22 protein-coding genes and 1 pseudogene are annotated in these 21,021 nt (G+C 61.2%); all 23 read left to right on the forward strand.

The annotated features are described in order from the left end of the window. Positions 1–75 precede the first annotated feature (75 nt). The 23 genes and pseudogenes from GTP44_RS13805 (at position 76) to GTP44_RS13920 (ending at position 21,017) form a co-directional block, all read left to right on the forward strand. Complete coding sequence (locus GTP44_RS13805) at positions 76–738, forward strand: energy transducer TonB (protein ID WP_160990711.1); 663 nt, start codon at positions 76–78, stop codon at positions 736–738. A gap of 84 nt (positions 739–822) precedes the next feature. Further along, positions 823–1,743 carry a MotA/TolQ/ExbB proton channel family protein gene (locus tag GTP44_RS13815; RefSeq protein ID WP_202412809.1) on the forward strand — a complete coding sequence of 307 codons (921 nt, stop codon included), beginning with the start codon at positions 823–825 and terminating at the stop codon, positions 1,741–1,743. A 6-nt stretch (positions 1,744–1,749) separates the two neighbouring features. Next, positions 1,750–2,178: an ExbD/TolR family protein gene (locus GTP44_RS13820; protein ID WP_154379269.1), complete on the forward strand. Its 429-nt coding sequence runs from the start codon at positions 1,750–1,752 to the stop codon at positions 2,176–2,178. 58 nt (positions 2,179–2,236) lie between these two features. Beyond that, positions 2,237–2,668, forward strand: coding sequence for an ExbD/TolR family protein (locus GTP44_RS13825; RefSeq protein WP_202424078.1), 432 nt, complete (start codon positions 2,237–2,239; stop codon positions 2,666–2,668). A gap of 107 nt (positions 2,669–2,775) precedes the next feature. Then, positions 2,776–3,963: a tetratricopeptide repeat protein gene (locus GTP44_RS13830; RefSeq protein ID WP_160990923.1), complete on the forward strand. Its 1,188-nt coding sequence runs from the start codon at positions 2,776–2,778 to the stop codon at positions 3,961–3,963. A 118-nt stretch (positions 3,964–4,081) separates the two neighbouring features. After that, positions 4,082–5,038: a bifunctional riboflavin kinase/FAD synthetase gene (locus GTP44_RS13835; RefSeq protein ID WP_161019891.1), complete on the forward strand. Its 957-nt coding sequence runs from the start codon at positions 4,082–4,084 to the stop codon at positions 5,036–5,038. A 63-nt stretch (positions 5,039–5,101) separates the two neighbouring features. Next, positions 5,102–7,969, forward strand: coding sequence for an isoleucine--tRNA ligase (gene ileS, locus GTP44_RS13840; RefSeq protein WP_161019892.1), 2,868 nt, complete (start codon positions 5,102–5,104; stop codon positions 7,967–7,969). A 66-nt stretch (positions 7,970–8,035) separates the two neighbouring features. Beyond that, a complete protein-coding gene (gene lspA / locus GTP44_RS13845; protein WP_160990715.1) occupies positions 8,036–8,539 on the forward strand; it encodes a signal peptidase II in 504 nt (167 codons plus the stop codon). A gap of 15 nt (positions 8,540–8,554) precedes the next feature. After that, positions 8,555–9,778 (forward strand): bifunctional phosphopantothenoylcysteine decarboxylase/phosphopantothenate--cysteine ligase CoaBC, encoded by a 1,224-nt coding sequence (gene coaBC / locus GTP44_RS13850; protein ID WP_202412820.1) that lies wholly within the window; start codon positions 8,555–8,557, stop codon positions 9,776–9,778. After that, on the forward strand, positions 9,779–10,228 hold the full coding sequence (gene dut, locus GTP44_RS13855; RefSeq protein ID WP_161019893.1) for a dUTP diphosphatase: 450 nt from the start codon (positions 9,779–9,781) through the stop codon (positions 10,226–10,228). It begins immediately after the preceding gene. A gap of 21 nt (positions 10,229–10,249) precedes the next feature. After that, positions 10,250–11,347, forward strand: coding sequence for a M48 family metallopeptidase (locus tag GTP44_RS13860; protein ID WP_161019894.1), 1,098 nt, complete (start codon positions 10,250–10,252; stop codon positions 11,345–11,347). Between the two features lie 16 nt (positions 11,348–11,363). Continuing rightward, positions 11,364–11,759 carry a surface-adhesin E family protein gene (locus tag GTP44_RS13865; RefSeq protein ID WP_161019895.1) on the forward strand — a complete coding sequence of 132 codons (396 nt, stop codon included), beginning with the start codon at positions 11,364–11,366 and terminating at the stop codon, positions 11,757–11,759. Between the two features lie 169 nt (positions 11,760–11,928). Then, on the forward strand, positions 11,929–12,951 hold the full coding sequence (locus GTP44_RS13870) for an XdhC family protein (protein WP_161019896.1): 1,023 nt from the start codon (positions 11,929–11,931) through the stop codon (positions 12,949–12,951). Positions 12,952–13,047: 96 nt separating this feature from the next. Further along, entirely contained in the window at positions 13,048–13,920 is an 873-nt protein-coding gene (locus tag GTP44_RS13875; RefSeq protein ID WP_161019897.1) for a DMT family transporter, read from the forward strand. Then, a complete protein-coding gene (locus GTP44_RS13880) occupies positions 13,917–14,816 on the forward strand; it encodes a DNA-3-methyladenine glycosylase family protein (protein WP_161019898.1) in 900 nt (299 codons plus the stop codon). Before GTP44_RS13875 ends, GTP44_RS13880 begins: the two co-directional genes overlap by 4 nt. Before the next feature lie 63 nt (positions 14,817–14,879). Beyond that, positions 14,880–15,296 (forward strand): annotated as a pseudogene (locus tag GTP44_RS13885) (class I SAM-dependent methyltransferase); the annotation flags it as partial. A gap of 9 nt (positions 15,297–15,305) precedes the next feature. Further along, positions 15,306–16,340 (forward strand): MerR family transcriptional regulator, encoded by a 1,035-nt coding sequence (locus tag GTP44_RS13890; protein WP_161019900.1) that lies wholly within the window; start codon positions 15,306–15,308, stop codon positions 16,338–16,340. A gap of 36 nt (positions 16,341–16,376) precedes the next feature. Continuing rightward, positions 16,377–16,880 (forward strand): DUF29 family protein, encoded by a 504-nt coding sequence (locus GTP44_RS28220; protein WP_161019901.1) that lies wholly within the window; start codon positions 16,377–16,379, stop codon positions 16,878–16,880. 22 nt (positions 16,881–16,902) lie between these two features. Continuing rightward, positions 16,903–18,093, forward strand: coding sequence for a DNA cytosine methyltransferase (locus GTP44_RS13900; RefSeq protein WP_229256914.1), 1,191 nt, complete (start codon positions 16,903–16,905; stop codon positions 18,091–18,093). Beyond that, on the forward strand, positions 18,071–19,009 hold the full coding sequence (locus tag GTP44_RS13905; RefSeq protein ID WP_161019902.1) for a DUF4928 family protein: 939 nt from the start codon (positions 18,071–18,073) through the stop codon (positions 19,007–19,009). The genes GTP44_RS13900 and GTP44_RS13905 overlap by 23 nt, the downstream gene beginning before the upstream one ends. A 31-nt stretch (positions 19,010–19,040) precedes the next feature. Further along, positions 19,041–19,412, forward strand: coding sequence for a very short patch repair endonuclease (locus tag GTP44_RS13910; protein WP_161019903.1), 372 nt, complete (start codon positions 19,041–19,043; stop codon positions 19,410–19,412). Positions 19,413–19,538: 126 nt separating this feature from the next. Beyond that, positions 19,539–19,868: a hypothetical protein gene (locus tag GTP44_RS13915; RefSeq protein ID WP_161019904.1), complete on the forward strand. Its 330-nt coding sequence runs from the start codon at positions 19,539–19,541 to the stop codon at positions 19,866–19,868. Between the two features lie 117 nt (positions 19,869–19,985). Then, positions 19,986–21,017, forward strand: a complete 1,032-nt coding sequence (locus GTP44_RS13920) for a hypothetical protein (RefSeq protein WP_161019905.1) — start codon at positions 19,986–19,988, stop codon at positions 21,015–21,017. The last annotated feature ends 4 nt before the right edge of the window (positions 21,018–21,021 follow it).

Here is a 21,021-nt window from a genome sequence, read left to right on the forward strand (position 1 = left end):
ATGCGGCTGTTGTTTTGTGTCGCCATTTTGGGGTTTAAGTAGCACCAAAGAGAGTTGGTATTGGAGAAAGCAGGCATGAATTTCACGCACAACGAGAAAAGCACCGGGAAGAACTTTACAGGCATAACGATTGTCGTTTTGTTGCACTTGCTGGTCGCTTATGGGATCGTGACGGGCTTGGGAACACGTCTGGTGCATAAGATGATCGCACCAGTGGAGACCAAGATCATCGAGGAGGTCAAACCTCCTCCACCGAAAGAGCTCCCACCACCGCCACCACCACCAGAGATGAAGGCACCACCACCGCCATTCATCCCGCCAGTTGAGGTGAACGTGCAGCAGCCACCACCGCCGAACAACACGATCGCCAACGCGACCAACGTGAAGCCGGCAACCACCGAGATCCAGAAAGCGCCGCCAGCTCCACCTGCGGCGCCACCTGGCCCAGCGAAAACCGGTGTGCGTACTGCCGCCGTGGTCGACTTCAGCACTTGCGCCAAGCCGGAATGGCCGAAGTCGTCGCTGCGTAACGAGGAAACCGGCACGGTGCAGCTGTCGTTCCTGATTTCCGCTGACGGTCGCGTTACCGAAAGCAAGGTAGTGAAATCGAGTGGCTTCCGGGACCTCGATAAAGCCGCGGTCGCCGGCATCACGAAGTGCCGCTTCAAACCGGCAACCGTGGATGGCACCCCGCAAGAAGGCTGGCAGCAGATGCAATACGTCTGGACGCTGGAGTAAAACCGAAACGGCTCACCGTTTCACTTAGTAATTTTCGTTGTCATTACGCCAGCGATCTGATTATTTTATCAATTTGGAGGAAGCATGTTTAAGAATACCCGTTTGTCCGCTGTACTGGCCGCTGTGCTGTTCTCGGTGACCGCAGCCACCGCCCTGGTCAGCGCTCCTGCCTTTGCGCAAGAGCAAGCCTCGGCAGCCGCTTCGGCCCCAGCAGCTGATGCAGCAGCGCCAGCGCCAGCAGCAGATGCGGCGGCAGCACCTGCGGCCGACGCTGCAGCTCCAGCAGCAGCGCCAGCAGCCGCTGGCCACGGTGCCGAAGAAGTGGAAAATCCATACGGCTTCAAAGCGGTGTGGGATGCAGGTTTCGTCTCGCGCGCTACCCTGATCATTCTGTCGCTGATGTCGATGGGTTCGTGGTACATCATCATCACCAAACTGATCGACCAGACCAAGATCTTCAAACAATCGAAAGAAGCGTCGGCCAAGTTCTGGAAAGCCTCGTCGATCGCCGCTGGTTCGGCAACCCTGACCGACGGCTCGCCATTCCGCTTCATCGCTGAAACCGGCACCAAGGCCACCGCGCACCACGACGGCGCCCTGCTGGAACAAATCGACCTGTCGACCTGGGTCACCATGTCGATCCAGCGCGCGGTGGACAAAGTTCAGTCGCGTCTGCAAGATGGCCTGTCGTTCCTGGCAACCGTCGGTTCGACCTCGCCGTTCATCGGTCTGTTCGGTACCGTGTGGGGTATTTACAATGCGCTGATCGCCATCGGCATGTCGGGTAACGCCTCGATCGACAAAGTCGCCGGTCCAGTCGGTGAAGCGCTGATCATGACCGCCTTCGGTCTGTTCGTGGCGGTGCCAGCCGTTCTGGGTTACAACTGGCTGGTGCGTCGTAACAAGTCGGCCATGGAAGACGTGCGCGCCTTCTCGGCGGACGTTCACTCGGTGCTGATCTCGGGCGCAATGTCGACCGCTACCGGCAACAAAAAAGTTGGGTAATTAACCATGTCCATGTCCGTAGGCTCCGATAGCGGAGACGAAGATCAAGTCATGTCAGAAATCAACACGACGCCCCTGGTGGACATCATGTTGGTTCTGCTGATTATCTTCCTGATCACGAGCCCGGTTGTTCTGAAGCTGATCAAGATCAAGCTGCCAGAAGAAACCAACCAGGTTATTCAGACCAAACCGGAAGACGTAAACATTGTCGTGAGCAAAGATGGCGACATCTACTGGAATCAGCGGAAGATGCGCGATGCGAACGAACTGTTCGACAATCTGAAGGTGGAAGCGGTGAAATTGCCTCAGCCGGAAGTACACGTACGTGGTGACCAAGAAACCAAGTACGAAGCAATCGGCAAGGTGATTTACACGACCCAGCGTGCTGGTATTCAGAAGGTCGGCTTCATCACCGAACCGCCTGATAAGGGTTAAGTCCCACAGTGCATCGCAGGCCTGAAGTCCGGGCCTGCCCTTCTTAAAAGGAAACATCATGAGTATGAATGTCGGTTCTCCGGCCGCCGGTGGCGCGGACCCGGAACCAATGATGGAAATGAATATGACGCCCCTCATCGACGTGATGCTGGTGCTGATTATCATGATGATCATTACGATTCCTAAGGCCAACCACTCGGTCAACCTGAACATGCCGGTCGGCACCCCGCCGCCGCCAACCAAGGAACCCGTGGTCGTGACGATTGACGTCGACTTCGACGGTACGATTCTGTGGGATAACGTGGTTGTACCTGACCGCGGCACCCTGGAAGCGAAACTGACCGATGTCGCCGCGCAAGCGGATCAGCCGGAAGTGCATCTGCGTCCGAACAAGCTGGTCTCGTACAAAGTCGTCGCAGGCGTGATGGCTTCGGCCCAGCGTCTGGGCGTGACCAAGATTGGTCTGGTCGGTAACGAACAGTTCCAGTAATAAGTCCCATGTACAATAATAGGCAGGACCATTCCTGCCTATTTGCTTTTTTGAAGAAAGAAAACTCACCCATGACCAAGTTTCGTCTCGCTCATCTCGGCCTGGTAATGGCCGCTATTGGTTTTACTGCAGCAGCCCCTATCGCAGGTTTCTCGTCGGTCGCCTACGCAGCAGAAACGGTGCGCGCAGAAATCGGCAAACCATTGCAGGAAGCACAGAAACTGGCCGCGGCCGGCAAGAACAAAGAAGCACTTGCCAAACTGAAAGAAACCGACGCCATCGGCGGCAAATCCGCCAACGAAACCTATCTGATCGAGCGCACCCGCGCTTCGGCGGCCGCTGCCGCCGGCGATAACGACGCCGCCGCCAAGGCCTTCGAATCGGTGATCAATTCCGGCAAGCTGTCGGCTGCCGAACAACCCAAATTCACCCAAGCCCTGGCCAGTATCTACTACCGCGCCAAGGACTATCCCAAAGCCATCACCTGGATTCAGCGCTCGCTGAAAGACAATCCGAACGACGCGCAGATGCGCGAACTGCTGATCCAGACCTACTACATCAGCGGCAAATATGCTGAAGCGGCCAAGGAACTGCAATCGTCGAAGAACGCTTCCGAGCAGTCGCTGCAAATGCTGGCCAACATTCAGCTGAAGCAGAACGACAAGGCCGGCTACGTGCAGACGCTGGAAAAACTGGCCGGCACCTATCCTAAAACCAGCTACTGGGCCGACCTGCTGAACCGCGTGGCGGGCAAGCCGGGCTTCTCGTCGTCGCTGTCGCTGGACGTGCTGCGCCTGCGCCTGGCCAACGGCCTGCTGAGCAAGCCAGCCGAGTACATGGAAATGGCCCAGCTGTCGCTGCAGGCCGGCAATCCGGCCGAAGCGATCAAAGTGATCGACCAGGGCTACAAAAAAGGCGTGCTGGGCACCGGCACCGACGCCGCCCGTCACCAGCGCCTGAAAGACCTGGCCGCCAAGACCCAGACCGAGTTCGACGCCAAAGCCGCCGGCGTGGAAGCCGAAGCCGTCAAAGCCAAGGACGCCGACGCGCTGGCCAACCTGGGCTACGGCCTGGTCTCGGCCGGCAAGACCGACAAAGGCCTGGCGCTGATGGACCAGGCGGTCAAGCTGGGCACCGGCCGTAATCCGCAAGCGATCAAGCTGCACTACGGCATCGCGCAAAGCATCGCGGGCAAAAAAGCCCCGGCGCTGGCCACGCTGAAAACCGTCAATGGCACCGATGGCACCGCCGATCTGGCGCGCTACTGGACGCTGAACATTAACCGCCCAATGTAATACCCGGGCTGCTAATGCGCACAGCGCTGCTCCGGCCCCGCCGGAACAGCGCTTTTTTTTCGCTTCGAGGGATTGCCCGTATAATCTCTCATTTGCGACAAGTTCTCCCCAGATTCCCATGAAGGTATTTCGAGGTCTTCCCAATGCGGCGGCGCGCGCGCCCTGCGCGCTCACGATCGGCAATTTTGACGGTGTCCACCTGGGGCACCAGGCATTGCTCGCCCGCGTGCGCGCCGCCGCCGACCGGCTCGGACTGGAAGCGGCGGTGATGACCTTCGAACCGCATCCGCGCGAATTCTTCGCGCAGAAGTCCGGCGATCTGTCGAAAGCCCCGGCCCGCATCGCCAACCTGCGCGACAAGCTGCAATCGCTGTCCGACAACGGCATCGACCGCGTCATCGTCGAACACTTCTCGGCGTCCTTTGCATCGCTGACGCCGCAAGAATTCACCGAGAAAGTGCTGGTCGAAGGCCTGCACGTCAAATGGCTGATGGTCGGCGACGACTTCTGCTACGGCGCACGGCGCGCCGGCAACGTGCAAATGCTGCTGGAAGCGGGACAAAAATACGGCTTCCACGTCGAGACCCTGCCGACCGTGATGAACGGCAGCACCCGCATCTCCTCCTCCGCCGTGCGCAGCGCGCTGGCCGAGGGCGCGTTTGCCCACGCCGAGGCGCTGCTCGGCCACCCCTACGCCATCTCCGGCCACGTGATTCACGGCCAGAAACTGGGCCGCACGCTCGGCTTCCCGACGCTGAACCTGCGCGTGCCGCACCGCCCGGCGCTGTCGGGCATCTTCATCGTGCAAGTGCATGGTTTGAGCGCGCAGCCGCTGCCCGCGGTGGCCAGCATGGGCGTGCGCCCGACCGTCGACGACAGCGGCCGCGTGCTGCTGGAGGTGCACGTGTTCGACTTTGCGCAGCACTGCTACGGCAAACAGGTGCGCGTCGAGTTCCTGCAAAAAATCCGCGACGAAGAAAAATACATCGACCTGCCGACGCTGACGGCCGCCATCAACAACGACGCCGACATCGCCCGCGCCTTCTTCGCCAAGCGCGCCACCGACCGAATTTGACCGCGCGATCAGCTACGAGCGCCGGCTACACAGAACACCCGAATAAATCACTGAACGCATACCATGTCCGATAACAAATCCGCAAAAAAGCCAGAAAGCAAATACCCGGTCAACATGACCGAAACCCCATTCCCGATGCGCGGCGATATGGCCAAGCGCGAGCCGAACTGGGTCAAGCAATGGCAAGACAAGAAAATCTATGAGCGCGTGCGCAAGGCCGCCGCCGGCCGGCCTAAATTCATCCTGCACGACGGTCCTCCTTACGCCAACGGCGACATCCACATCGGCCACGCCGTCAACAAGATCCTGAAGGACATGGTGGTCAAGGCCCGCACCTTCGCCGGCTTCGACGCGCCATATGTGCCGGGCTGGGATTGTCACGGCATGCCGATCGAGATCCAGATCGAAAAACAGTACGGCAAGAACCTGCCGACCGCCGACGTGCTGACCAAGGCGCGCGCCTACGCCTACGAGCAGGTCGACCGCCAGCGCAAGGACTTCATCCGCCTGGGCGTGCTGGGCGAATGGCAGAACCCTTACCTGACCATGAACTTCTCCAACGAGGCCGACGAACTGCGCTCGCTCGGCAAGATGCTGGAGAAAGGCTATGTCTATCGCGGCCTGAAGCCGGTCAACTGGTGCTTCGACTGCCAGTCGGCGCTGGCCGAGGCGGAAGTGGAATACCAGGACAAGCGCGATCCGGCGATCGACGTCGGCTTCAAGTTCGCCGAATCCGACAAGCTGGCCAAAGCCTTCGGCCTGGATAAACTGCCGACCGAGAACGGCTTCATCGTCATCTGGACCACCACGCCATGGACCATCCCGTCCAACCAGGCGCTGAACGTCAACCCGGAACTGAAATACGCGCTGGTCGAAACCTCGCGTGACGGCCAGCCTTTGCTGCTGATCCTGGCGCAAGACCTGGTGGAATCGTGCCTGGCACGCTACAAGCTGGAAGGCACCACCATCGCCACCTGCGACGGCGCCGCGCTGGGCGGCATCAGCTTCCGCCATCCGCTGCACGCCTCGGACGCTTTCTACGACCGCCTGTCGCCGATGTACCTGGCCGACTACGTGACCGCCGACAGCGGCACCGGCGTGGTCCACTCGGCGCCGGCCTACGGCCTGGACGACTTCATCTCGTGCAAAGCGCACGGCATGAAGGATGATCAGATCCTGACCCCGGTGCTGGGCGACGGCAAGTACGCCGAATCGCTGCCGCTGTTCGGCGGCATGACCATCTGGGAAGCCTCAAAGCCGATCTGCGCGGCGCTGAAAGAAGTGGGCGCGCTGTTCGAAGTGAAGATGTTCGATCACAGCTACATGCACTGCTGGCGCCACAAGACGCCGATCATCTACCGCGCCACCTCGCAGTGGTTCGCCGGCATGGACGTGCATCCGCACGACGGCGGCGCCACGCTGCGCCAGGCCGCGCTGGCCGGCATCGAGCAAACCGCCTTCTTCCCCGACTGGGGCAAGGCGCGCCTGCACGGCATGATCGCCAACCGTCCCGACTGGACGCTGTCGCGTCAGCGCCAGTGGGGCGTGCCGATGGCCTTCGTGGTGCATAAAGAAACCGGCGCGCTGCACCCGCGCACCCCGGAACTGCTGGAGCAAATCGCCCAGTTGATCGAAAAGAGCGGCATCGACGCCTGGCAGGCGCTGGACCTGAAAGACCTGATCGGCGACGAAGCGTCGGACTACGTCAAGAACAAGGACACGCTGGACGTGTGGTTCGACTCCGGCAGCACGCACCAGACGGTGCTGCGCGGCTCGCACAAGGAGCAGTCGGCATTCCCGGCCGACCTGTATCTGGAAGGCTCGGACCAGCACCGCGGCTGGTTCCACTCGTCGCTGCTGACCTCCTCGATGCTGAACGGCACGCCGCCTTACAAGGCGCTGCTGACCCACGGCTTCGTGGTCGACGGCGAAGGCAAGAAGATGTCCAAATCGATCGGCAACACCATCGCGCCGCAGGACGTGTGGAACAAGCTGGGCGCCGACATGCTGCGCCTGTGGGTGGCCTCGACCGACTACACCGGCGAACTGTCGATCTCCGACGAAATCCTCAAGCGCGTGACCGAATCGTATCGCCGCATCCGCAACACGCTGCGCTTCCTGCTGGCCAACCTGTCGGACTTCGATTACGCGAAGGACGCCGTGCCGGCGGCCGAGCTGCTGGAAATTGACCGCTACGCCATCGCCAACATGGCGGCGCTGCAGAAGGAAATCGAAGCGCACTATATGCAGTATGAGTTCCAGCCGGTGATGTCGAAGCTGCAGAATTACTGCTCGGAAGACCTGGGCGGCTTCTACCTGGACATCCTGAAGGACCGCCTGTACACCACCGGCGTGACGTCGGTGTCGCGCCGCTCGGCGCAAACGGCGCTCTACCACATCACGCAAAGCCTGCTGCGCGTGATGGCGCCGGCGCTGTCCTTCACCGCCGAAGAGGCATGGGAAATCTTCGCCGGCGCCGAAGGCTGGAAAGCCAGCGATGAAACCATCTTCACCCAGACCTGGTGGCAGTTGCCGGAACTGGCCGACGCCGAAGCGCTGCTGGCCAAATACACCGCGCTGCGCGCCGTGCGCGCCGACGTCACCAAGCAGCTGGAAGACCTGCGCGCTTCGGGCGCGATCGGCTCGTCGCTGCAGGCGGAACTGAGCATCAAGGCCGCCGGCGACAAGTTCAAGGTGCTGGCCAGTCTGGAAGAGGATTTGAAGTTCATCTTCATCACCTCGCTGGCGTCGGTCAGCGAAGTGGCGTCGGCAGAGGAAGAAGCGGTCAACGTCACCGCCTCGAAGGCCGCGAAGTGCGAGCGTTGCTGGCACTACCGCGCCGACGTGGGCGCGCACGCCGACCACCCGACGCTGTGCGGCCGCTGCCACAGCAATCTGTTTGGTGCGGGCGAAAAACGCAAGTTCGCTTAACATACCGCCATCGTCATTCCGGCCTGCGCCGGAATGACGGGGCGACCGCAACGTAAATTACATACCATGGCCACCAAAAAAATCTTCCCGACCAAATCCTCGTCCAGCATCACGCCATGGCTGGGCATTGCCACGCTGATCATCCTGATCGACCAGCTGACCAAGATCACCATCAACAAGACCTTCCAGTACGGCGAAGAGAAAGTCATCACCTCCTTCTTCAACCTGGTGCTGGCGTATAACAAGGGCGCGGCCTTCAGCTTCCTCAGCAACAGCGGCGGCTGGCAGCGTTACTTCTTCACCGCCATCGGCATCGGCGCCGCCGTCTTCATCATCTACCTGCTGAAGAAGCACAGCGCCCAGCGCATGTTCGCGTGGGCGCTGTCGCTGGTGCTGGGCGGCGCGATCGGCAACGTCATCGACCGGCTGCTGTACGGCCACGTGGTCGACTTCCTGGATTTCCACTGGCCTGGCCTGGGCCACTTCCCGGCGTTTAACGTGGCCGATTCGGCCATCTGTATCGGCGCCGCCCTGTTCATCCTGGACGAACTGCGCCGGGTGAACAAATAACGGAGCCGCATCATGATGGAACTGACTGGTAAGAAAATCGTTCTCGGCCTGTCCGGCGGCGTGGCCTGCTACAAGGCGGCGGAACTGTGCCGCGCCTTCACCAAGGCCGGCGCCACCGTGCAGGTGGTGATGACCGAAGCGGCCACCCACTTCATCACCACGGTCACCATGCAGGCCCTGTCGGGCCGTCCGGTGTACACCGACCAGTGGGACCCGCGCGTCAACAACAACATGGCCCACATCGACGTCACCCGCGACGCCGACGCCATCATCGTCGCGCCCTGCTCGACGGACTTCATCCGCAAGCTGGCGCACGGCGCCTGCGACGACCTGCTGTCGACCATGTGCGTGGCACGTCCGCGCCATGTGCCGCTGCTGATCGCGCCGGCCATGAACGTGGAAATGTGGCAGAACCCCGCCACCCAGCGCAACGTGCAGACGCTGCGCGACGACGGCATCACCCTCTTCGGCCCGGCGGCCGGCGACCAGGCCTGCGGCGAAGTGGGCATGGGCCGCATGCTGGAGCCGGAACAGCTGCTGGAAGAAGTGATCGCCGCCTTCGAGCCGAAAGTCCTGGCGGGCAAACGCATCCTGATCACCGCCGGCCCGACCTTCGAGCCGATCGACCCGGTGCGCGGCATCACCAATCTGTCCTCGGGCAAGATGGGTTACGCCGTGGCGCGCGCCGCGCGCGAGGCCGGCGCCGAGGTGGTGCTGGTATCCGGCCCGGTGTCGTTGCCGGTGCCGTACGGCGTGCAGCGCATCAGCGTGCAGAGCGCGCAGCAGATGTACGACGCCGTGATGGCCAATGTCGATCACCAGCACATCTTCATCGCCGTGGCGGCGGTGGCCGACTGGCGCATCGCCAACGCCAGCGACCAGAAACTGAAAAAGAACCCGAACGGCACCGCGCCGGACCTGAAGTTCGAGCAGAATCCGGACATCCTGGCCTCGGTGGCGGCGCTGACCAACCTGGCCGGCCATCCTTACTGCGTCGGCTTTGCCGCCGAATCGGAAAACCTGGTCCAATTCGGCGCCGACAAGCGCGAGAAAAAGGGCATCCCGCTGCTGGTCGGGAATATCGGCCACCACACCTTCGGCCAGGACGACAACACCATCATCCTGTTCGACGAGAACGGCCACACCATTTTGCCGCGCGCCGACAAACTGACGCTGGCGCGCCAACTGATTTCCGAGATCTCCAAGCGGATCTCACAACATTCTTTGTTCGCTAAATAAATGAAAAACGTCGACGTTAAAATCCTTGACCCTCGCATGAAAGAGCAACTGCCGGCGTATGCGACGCCTGGCTCGGCGGGCTTGGACCTGCGCGCCTGCATCGACGCGCCGATGGTTATCGAAGCCGGCCAGACCGTGCTGATTCCCACCGGCCTGGCGATCCACATCGCCGATCCGGGCTACGCCGCGATGATCCTGCCGCGCAGCGGCATGGGCCACAAAAACGGCATCGTGCTGGGGAATCTGGTAGGCTTGATCGACTCCGACTATCAGGGCCAGCTGATGATCTCGACCTGGAACCGCGGCCACAGCGCCTTCACGCTGCAACCGATGGAACGCCTGGCGCAACTGATCATCGTGCCGGTGCTGCAGGTCGGCTTTAATGTGGTGGAAGAATTCGATACCAGTGAGCGTGGCGCCGGCGGTTTCGGCAGCACTGGCAAACACTAACAACGGAGACGGAGGGCGGGGATGAACAAGATGAATAAATTTGGCACCTTATCCGTTGTACCGCTGATCGCGGCGAGCGTGCTGCTGTCGGCCTGCTCCACGTTCCAGTCGCAGCCCTCCTCCCCCGAGCCGGCGCCGTCGGTGGTCAGCACCGCCACCGAAGCGCCGCCGCAGGTCACCGCCAAGATGGCGGCCGCGCGCCAGCAACTGAGCCAGATGGTGGCCTTGCAGGACCGCCTGTACCGCGTCGCCGGCCCGCTGTTGATCAATAACGCGGACCTGTGCCGCACGCAGGCACGCAATCTGCTCGGCTTCACCGCCAAGAACAAATACTCCTACCCCGGCGAATTCAGTGACGCCGCCGCCGCGGTGCTGAATTACAGCGACCGCCTGGAAGTGGCCACCGTGCTGGCCGGCAGCGGCGCCGCGCGCGCCGGCCTGCGCAAGGGCGACATCCTGATCGCCGCCGACGGCAAACTGCTGCCGGTGGGCGTCAACGCCGAAACCGAAGCGGCGGCGGTACTCGGCCCGCTGGTCGGCAACAACAAATTCCTGAACCTGACGGTGCAGCGCGGCGGCGCCAATCAACAGCTACGCGTGCCGGTCACGCGCGCCTGCGCCTTCAAGATCGACATCGGCAACTCGGACAACGTCAACGCCTACTCCGACGGTCAGCGCGTGATGATCACGCGCGGGATGGTCAACTTCGCGCAGAGCGACGACGCTATCGCCTACGTGCTGGCCAAGGACATCGCCCACAATGTGCTGGGCCACGCGGCCACCACCAAGCAGGCTTACACGGTGGGGGGCATCATCGATAACCTGATCGCCGTGCGTCCCGACCTGTCGATGCTGATCGGGACCGCCGGCGTGAAGCCGATGCCGCAGGAGCTGGACGCGGCGGCCGACAACCTGTCGCTGTACATGGTGGCCCGCGCCGGCTACAACGTCGCAGGCGCGCGCGCCTTCTGGCAGCGCCTGTCCACGCAATATCCGGCCTCGGTGCTGAACGGGTATACCGCCAACCACCCCGCCGTGAGTTATCGCCTGAGCGTGATCGACAAGACGGTGTCCGCGATCCGTAGCAAGCAAGCCTCCAGTCAGCCGCTGCTTCCTTAATCCCTGAGAGAACGCCATGAACAAGTCCGGCCTGATCGTGATCGCACTGATGTTGACGGCCGGCTGGGCGCAGGCGGCCGTATGGCTGAAAGTGGGCGGTGGTAAAACCGTCACCTACTACATGGACAAGGCCAGCGTGATCAAGACCGACAAGACGCGCAAGGTCTGGTCGATGCAAACCTTCGCCCGCATGCAGAAGACGCCCGAGGGCAAGCTGTATCAATCGGTGAAGATGCTGCACATGTATGCGTGCGAGGAGCACACCACCACCCTGCTGGCGCAGATCTATTATCCTGAAGCGATGGGCAAGGGCGAGCCGGTGGAGAACTACAAGTTCGAGAAATTCAACCCGGAAGACATCGTGCCCGACAGCGCCTTCGACAGCGTGCTGGTGGCCGCCTGCAAGGATTAGCCGGGGAAGTTGGGGAATACTGTGGCCATCAGCCATGTGAGGCCGGCGCAGACCAGCACCGCGCAAATCAAGACGATCAGCAAACGACCGAATTTGGGTGCTCCGTCATCGTCCTTCTGAGGCATATCTGATCCCTGCAAGGTTTAATGAGCCGTAGTATATTCCATTCATGGATTCTATCGACCTCGAAGTACTCAAAACCAGCGCCGCCTGGATCGCGGCGGGGCGCCGCTGTGAGCTGATCACCGTCATCAAGACCTGGGGTTCCAGTCCACGCCCGGTCGGCGCCACGCTGGCCATCTGCGAAGACGGTGCCGTGATCGGCTCCGTCTCCGGCGGCTGCATCGAGGACGACCTGATTGCGCGCGTGCGCGACGAAGGCATCCGCCGTGAAGCGCCTGAAATCGTCAGTTACGGCATCACCGCCGACGAGGCGCATCGTTTCGGCCTGCCTTGCGGCGGCACGATTGCCTTGTCGATCGAGCCGCTGTCTGAACGCAGCCGCATCGGCGAGCTGCTGGCGCGGCTGGAGCGGCACGAACTGGTGCAGCGCCGGCTGGACCTGCGCAGCGGCGAGGTGACGTTGTCTCAAGCCGCGCCGGGGGCGCAGATGCAGGTCAGCGAGCAGGCGATGGTGACGCTGCACGGACCGCGCTGGCGCTTGCTGATCATCGGCGCCGGGCAACTGTCGCGTTTCCTGGCGCAGATCGCGCTGGCCATGGATTACAGTGTGACCGTCTGCGATCCGCGCGAGGAATACCGCGCCGGCTGGCATGTCGATGGCGTGCGGCTGGTGCACGAGATGCCGGACGATGTGGTGCTGGCGATGCGGCTCGACCACCGCAGCGCGGTGGTGGCGCTGACGCACGATCCCAAGCTGGACGACCTGGCGCTGATGGAGGCGCTGAAATCGGATGCTTTCTACGTCGGCGCGATCGGCTCACGCCTGAATAACAGCAAGCGCCGCGAACGACTGCTGGAATTCGATTTAACGCCGGACCAACTGGCGCGCCTGCATGGACCGATTGGCCTGTACATCGGCAGCAAGACGCCATCCGAAATCGCCATCTCCATCCTGGCCGAAATGACGGCCGTCAAAAACGGCGTGCCGACCAATTTGATCGTACCGCACGCCTCCGCCCCTACCAAACCGGGCGACGCGGTTTGCGTGGCGGAGAGTGGCGCGGTCTGATTCCAGCGCAAGAATCGGCTAGTACGGCGCGCGCGGATACGCGACAATAGCGCACGGCGGCGCCATCGCCCCGCCGCCCCACATCCTGGATTCCGCATGAACACCGCCAACCTGTTACGCCTCGTCCTGCTAGCCGCCATCTGGGGCGGCTCCTTCCTCTTCATGCGCATCGCCGCCCCGGTGCTGGGCGCCGCCGTGCTGATCGAATACCGGGTGCTGTTCGCCGCCATCTTCCTTGGCGTGGTCGGCGTGTTCCTGAAAAAATCGCTGGACTGGAAACAGCACTGGAAGCACTACTTCATTCTCGGCCTGTTCAACTCGGCCCTGCCCTTCCTGATGTTCGCCTTCGCCGCGCGCACGCTGTCGGCCTCTTTGCTGGCGGTGCTCAACGCCACCACGCCGTTATGGGGCACCTTGATCGCCGCCGTCTGGTCGCGCACCATGGTCAGCGGCAAAGTCCTGCTGGGCCTCGCGCTGGGCACCTGCGGCGTCGCGCTGCTGGTCGGTTTCGACCATGTCAGCGCCAAGCCGGGGGCAGGCATCGCGGTTGCGGCCGTGCTGTTCGCGTCCTTCAACTACGGCGTCGCCAGCAACTACGCCAGGCAGGCCAAGGCGGTCGAACCGTTCGCCAACGCCAATGGCTCCATGTGGGCGTCGGCGCTGATGGTGCTGCCGGTGGTGCCGTTCTTCCCCGCACCGGGCGAGCACACCATCGGCATCATGGGAGCGGTGCTGGCGCTGGCGGTGCTGTGCAGCGGCGTGGCCTACCTGATCTACTTCCGCCTGATTCAGGATGTCGGTCCATCGTCGGCGCTGACGGTGACTTTTCTTAGTCCGCTGTTCGGCATCTTGTGGGGTGTGCTGTTCCTCGGCGAGACGGTGGGCTGGTACACCTTTGCCGGCGCCGCCATCGTCATCACCGGCACCGTGCTGGTGACGGGCTTCCGCTTCGGCCGGCGCGCGGCATGAAGCCTTACACACTGGCGCTGCCACCAGACTACCGTCTGGACGACGTGCTGACCTTCCATCGCCGCGATGCCGAAAGCATCGCCGAGGAAGTCAGCGCGGAACGGCTGCGCAAAGGCGTGCTGCTGGAGGGTGTGCCGGTGGTGCTCGACATCGCGCTGCCACCCGCCGGCGGCCCGGCCATCACGCAAGTCACGGTACACGCGGACGGTCCGCTGAGCGCGGCGGGCCAACTGCAAGCGCGCGACGCGGTGCTGAACATCTTCGGCCTGCGCATCGACCCGGCGCCCTTCTGCGCCTTCGTCAAAAAGGACCAGCTGTTCGCGGCGCTGGTCAAACGCCAGCCAGGCCTGCGCATCGTCCAATCGGCCACCGTGTTCGAGGCGCTGACCTGGGCCATCATCGGCCAGCAGATCAACCTGTCATTCGCCATTGCGCTGCGCCGCACCTTCATCCTGCAAGCAGGCCGCCAGCACAGCAGCGGCCTATGGTGCTATCCGGACGCCTGCAGCGCCGCCGCGCTATCGGTGGACGACCTCACCACCCGCAAGTTCTCGCGCGCCAAAGCGGAAACGCTGCTGCGTCTCGCCGCCCTGGTCGCCAGCGGCGCGCTGCGGCTCGACCTGGCCGATGACAATCGCATCGACCAGATCTCCGCCGCCCTGCTGGCCGTCAAAGGGATCGGTCCCTGGACCGTCAACTATGGCCTGCTGCGCGGCTACGGCTACGCCGACTGTTCGCTGCACGGTGACGTCGCCGTCCGCGCCGCGCTACAAGCGCTGCTCGGCGAAGACGCCAAGCCAGACATCCAACGCACCGAAGAAATCCTCGCCCGCTACAGCCCTCACCGCACCATGGCCGCCGCCCACCTGTGGGCCAGCCTGCACCCGCGCGACTAAATTCCGCTTGAGCCTCACGCTACGTGAGGCTTTACGCTCTCCTCAACATCAACAAGGAGAGTTACCATGCCATGTCCAAGCGCCCACACGCTAACGGAAGAACTGGAACAAGCAAGCTTCGACGCCACGTCGCCAACCCACTTCTCTTGGCTGGGCGTCAGCATGCACCTCAAGCCCGATGAGGTCATGCGCACGCTGAGCGACGTCGCCAACTGCGCACCGGGCAGCAGCATCGTCTTCGACTACTGCGTGCACCGCAACCACCTCGACGAACAGGATCGCGCAGAACTGGACTTGGTCGCCGCTTCGCTGGCCGCGCAGGGCAAGCATCTGCACAGCGGCTTCGATCCGCAGCGGCTGGAGCACATGTTGCGGCACTACGGATTCCGCGAGGTCGAACACTTGGGGCCCGACGCGCCGCACGCCCGCTACGGCGCACGTCTCAGTGGCATTTTCCACATGGTGCGCGCCACGGTTTAAACTAAGCTCATGGAAAAAACTGTACTGAAGATCGGCGAACTGGCCGCGCGCTCCGGCCTCACCGTGCGCGCGCTGCACCACTATGACGACATCGGCCTGCTTAAGCCATCGGCGCGCGCCGATTCCGGCTATCGGCTCTACAACCGCGACGACGTCGAACGCCTGCACAGGGTCCAGGCGCTGCGCCAGTTCGGCATGTCGCTGGCCGACATCGCCACCTTCCTCGCCAGCCCGGATGCGCCGTTTGCCGACGTGGTCTCGCAGCAGATCGCCGCGCTGGACCAGCAGATCAAGCAAGCCAGCACGCTGCGCGAACAGTTGAGGCGCCTGCAACAACAGATGACCGGCGGCGGGACCCCGGCACTGGAAAACTGGATCGGCGCGCTGGAGCACATGAAGTTGTATGAGCAGTATTTCACGCTGGAAGAATTGAAACGGCTACCGTTCTGGCAGCAGGAAGCACGTCGTAACGCTGTCTGGCGCGGCATGGTCAACCAGGTAAAGACACTGATCGCGCAGGGCCGCCCTTCCAGCAGCGCCGAAGCCAGCGCTTTGGCGCAACGCTGGATGGAAACGCTGGAACATGATACGGCTGCCAATCCCGAATTCGCGCAGCGCATGACGATGATGATGCAGGACGAGCGTTTCAGCCCAAGCCAGGCGCCGATTCCGCAGGACGTGCAGGAATACATCAGCGAAGCGTTCAACGAACGCAAGATGAGCTTGTATGCAAAATATTTGAACGCCGAGGAGATGCAACACATCCGGGTTAACAGCCGCAAATACTTCCACGAATGGCTGGCCTTGCTGGTCAAGGTGCACGCGCAGATGGAGAGCGGCGCCGCAGCCGATCATCCTGAGACGCTGGCGCTGGCGCGTGAATGGATGCGCCTGTTCCGCGCGCGGGCCGGCAGCCATCCCGACACCCAGTCGCGCGTCCGTCTCGCCAACGAAAGCGAGCCGGAGCTGCTAAAAGGCACTTGGGTCAGCCCGGCCACCCTGGCCTACATTCGTCAAGCCGTGGCCGCTGGCGAACAGGCTTGATCCGGCATACAGTGAAAGCCTGATTCCCGCTCTACGATGGTGCCCTATGGACGATCATCTCAACAGCGCTGGGCCAACACCATCGACAATCACCGTGGGGAGATTGAGGGTGTGCTGAAGCAAATGCCTAGCCGACGGCCGCAAATCGATGAGTACGTTGCACATAACTATCCCAACGCAGTGCGCTTCGCAGCGCGTGATACGCACAGGCCCCACCAGCATTCCCTCAAGAAAATCCCTACACCGTCGAACAAACCCTCGACGTCGATTTTTCCCCCGGCGAAAACGAAAAAGCCGTTGATCCTTGACGGTATCAACGGCTTTAGAATTTGGTTGCGGGGACAGGATAAGTGTCCGGCGCCACGCAATTTTACGCTAGCTCCCTATGAAAACGGAGGCGCTGCTTCACCGGCTGCGGGATTGAAAAGGTGTGGCACGAAGTGTATCACCTGCGGGACCGATCCTCATAGGTTTGCATCCCTCGGACTACGCTCGCGTGGATGTGGCGCGGTGCCCAATCCGCCAGCCTTGACTCTGTGAGGATTTTGGAAAACCCGCTACAATGGCGGCCATGTCATTTCTCTCAAACCCCTCTGAAAACACTGCAAACAGCGCCTTCGACGCTGAGGCATCGCCTATGGCGGACGGCGCCACAGCAAAAAAAAGCCCCAAGCACGCCTATCTGGAATTTTTTGCTGGGAGCGGTTTGGTTGCCCAAGGCTTAAAAAGCATGTTTTTGCCTGTATGGGCCAACGACATCGACGGCAAAAAAGGGGCCGTCTACACAGCGAACCACACCAAGAAGCATTTTCACCTTGGCTCAATCTCCGATGTGGCAGGCACAGACCTGCCTGCGGCCTCTTTGGCTTGGGCGTCCTTCCCGTGCCAAGACCTGTCCCTCGCGGGCCTTGCCGGGGGCATTCACGGCAAGCGTAGCGGACTCGTATGGGAATGGCTACGGATCATTGACGAGATGCCTGAGGCACCGTTCATTCTGGTCGCTGAGAACGTTTTAGGTCTCGTATCCTCTGCTGGGGGCGAGCACTACCGGGCCCTGCACGCTGCGCTGACTGATCGAGGCTACAAAGTCGGCGCCATGCTACTTGACGCCGTTCGTTTCGTTCCCCAGTCACGTCCGCGTATCTTTGTTGTGGCGGTAAAGAACAGCTTAGAGGTGCCCCCTGAGCTTACCAGCCCGACGCCGACATGGTTGCATCCTGAGGCTGTCCGCAAAGCCGCGGCAGGATTGGAAAATTGGGTATGGTGGCACATGCCAGAGCCACCAGCGCGCGAAACTGTGCTTGCTGACATTGTGGAGTTTGATGCAGATTTTGCGACCTCTGAGTCTGACGAGCGTAACATCGGCCTGATTTCGCCCAAGCATGCGGCGGCATTGGCTGCCATGCCAAAAAAACAAACATTCGTGGCTCCCGGCTACAAGCGCACTCGGGCTGGCAAACAAGTTTTGGAGCTGCGCTTCGACAATGTCGCCGGCTGTCTCCGCACCCCAAGCGGCGGCAGTAGCCGGCAACTGTTAGTGATCCGAAAAAATGGAAAGCTGAAAAGCCGGTTACTGACGGTTAAGGAAGCTGCACGCCTTATGGGTGCCCCAGAGGGCTACAAAATTCCCGGCAGTTACAACGATGGCTACAAGGCCATGGGCGATGCTGTGGCAGTTCCTGTCGCTAAGTGGCTCGCTAAAAAACTACTCTTACCCCTAGCAGATATCCATGCTCATAAATCCGAGTCTTGAAGCCGCATTAGTTCAGTTCAAAAGTGATTTTTCGGTCGGCGGCGTTGGGGCACTTGGGACGGTTCTGATTCTTACGCATAAAGCGAAGACTGCCGGGCTACCGTTCGATATGGACAAGTTGTTGACGCCGGGGGGCGGACAAGTATCCGGTCTTAGTGGCGCCAATATCAACAAGATATTGGAACGGAACGGGGTTAGTCAAAAGGTCGGGACTGAATCAGGTCGCACAAGTCGCGGCACGCCGGCGCTGGCGAGGCAGTATGTGGACTTCCTCCATGGGCTGCAGCCGCTCTCTTCATTGGACATCGTTAATATCGAGGTGTGGTGGGTGTCCCGGTTTGTTGATTACTTTAACACCGAGCCGTTCAAGCTGAATTACGATCCAAGCAAGACGTTGGCATCGGTCATCCGCAACCTTCTGGATCAAGCGCTTGATCGCCAGAAGAAGTCGCCCGGTAAGACATATGTGGGCGCTGTGCTGCAACACCTGATCGGCGCCAAGCTGGAACTGGCTCTGCCGGAGCTGGTCATAACACACAACGGGGCGTCAGTCGCGGATTCGGTGTCATCGAGGTCGGGAGATTTCGTCATCGACAACGCCATCATTCACTGCACCACGGCACCATCGGAAGCGCTGCTGCGGAAGTGCGACGCCAACATCAAGGCAGGACAGCATCCGATCATCTTGACGATAGCGAAGATGATTGGCGCCGCCGAAGGGCTGGCGGAGAACGCGGGGATCGATGGGCGTGTCGAGGTCATGGACGCTCTCCAATTCCTAGCGGCCAACCTCTACGAGATGAGTCTTTTCAAAGCCGCTGACCGAAAGATTACGGTGGTGCGCCTGATTGAAAAATATAACGAGATCGTGGCGGCTCATGAAGCCGACGCTAGCCTGCGCATAACCTTTGACTGATAACCTCACAGACGCCCAACGCCGGGAGGCTATGCGGCGTGTGAAGAGCAAGGACACATCCCCCGAGCTGTATGTTCGGGAGCTGCTGCGCCGGCTGGGTCATCGGGGTTACCGTCTCCATCGTGCCGACATACCCGGCAAACCTGACATTGTTTGGATAGGACGCCGGCGTGCCATTTTTATCAATGGATGCTTCTGGCATGGACACAGTTGCGCGCGTGGCGCCAGAGTTCCTCAAACCCGCGCCGAATATTGGCTAAGCAAGATCGCACGAACTCGGCAACGAGACGAGCGCAACACCGAGACCCTCGCCGCGCTCGGCTGGACTGTGCTCACGCTCTGGGAGTGTGAGCTACGTGACGAGGCAGCGCTGGCCGCAAAACTACAAAACTTCCTCGGCTAGCCTGTGGCGCCAGGGGAGCACTCCCCTAGATCGCGTTTGCTTAAAATTTCTTTCCGTGAAATCTGGATGTAGCGACTGCTGTTTGAGATAGTCACTACATCACATGAAATCAGACGGGAGCAAGCCATGGCAGGAAAACTAACAGGAACTGCATCGTTGAAGGTCACCCGCTGGGCGGCGGAAGACTGGGCATGGCTCGCTGAGGTGGCGAAGTCCGTTGGACTGTCGCGCTCCGATTTCGTGCGAAAGGCCGCCATGGCGGCAGCAACTGCCACAGCAAACGGCATGGCACCGTATTTTGTCGAGGGCCCGTCGGGCACTAGACAAAATACGCGCACCAACCTTTTGGAACAAAAGTCCACGTCAGTGGAGGTGCGGGCGAGTGGCGCCAAAGGCGTTGCGTCAGCAAAACGAGCGCCGACGAAAGCCCCGATTAGCCGAAACCCGAAGGGTTGAGGATCATCCGGGGATTGAGGAGGAGTGGACGTGCCAAGGCCGACTAAGCGAACGAAGACATTCACGCAAGCGGACATCGTCCGGTTGCAGGATGTCGTCCGTTCAGCGCGGGAGGAATTGAAGACAGCAACGCCGCTCGCCAAGAATTCGCAGAGCGAATACGCAAGGCGAGCGGCGTTGCTGTCGCGTGGTTGGGATATGGCCAAGGCGACGAAGAACGAGCGCTATGCGATGCGAGCAGCGGGAGTATGGGAGTATCGGCGGCAGATCAAAGCCGCGCTTCGCCAGGCTGACAAGGCCACGCGAAGCCAAGATTTTTTGGCGCCAACGCGACAGCAGATGTGGGCGCTCGAGGTTGAGAAGGCTGAAAAGCTAATGGCGGCGCTGGAAGAGTTTCGCGCACTTTCGTGGACTGACTTCGCTCATGCGCGAAAACAGCAGTCTGACCACAAGAAGCAGGCTGCAACCGACGCGCAGCTTGAAGTGTTCTTCAACGCTGTTGGTGCCTCTGAGTTCCGCCAAGCCTTCTTGGTCACTGAGTTCAGCGGCTGTCGCGGTCAAGAGCTCGGGAACGGCGTGCGTATCGAGACGAAAAAAATTAACGGGGCTCCTGCACTCAGCTTCTTCGTTGAATCGGTGAAGGCGGACGGCAAGAAGAAGGGGTTGGATCTGCGCGAAGTGGTGAGCCGCTATCCGGTAGATGCTGCGCCAGCGGTGCAAAAGCGCTGGCGAGAACTCGCGAAGCAAGTCGCGGAAAACCGGAGGCCATTGGTCGTAAAGCTCGACGCCACCGAGGGTCTGTCGGCTGGGCAGCGCTTCACCAAAATTTTTTGCTACTTTGCGAAAAAATCGAAGCTCCCAATATCTGCTTACTCCATGCGGCATCGCGTTTCGGCGCAGTCCAAAGCGGCCGGCAATTCTGAGAGCACTGCGGCCGTGCTGGGGCATCAAACTACTGAGACGCAACGCTACTACGGGCGGGCGGGCGAAGCGTGGTGGCGGCGCCGTGTCGCCAGTGGTGATAACCGGAGTCAATCACTCTGGCGCCAAAATCCGGGGGCCTGCACAGCGAACTGGCCCCCGTGCCGGATACAAGACCCGAACCATTCTGAATACGAGCACTCCGCAAGTCCAAACAAGCACTCCTAAAAAG

The organism is Duganella lactea (genome assembly GCF_009857505.1).
In the GTDB taxonomy this organism is placed as follows: Bacteria; Pseudomonadota; Gammaproteobacteria; order Burkholderiales; family Burkholderiaceae_D; genus Rugamonas; species Rugamonas lactea.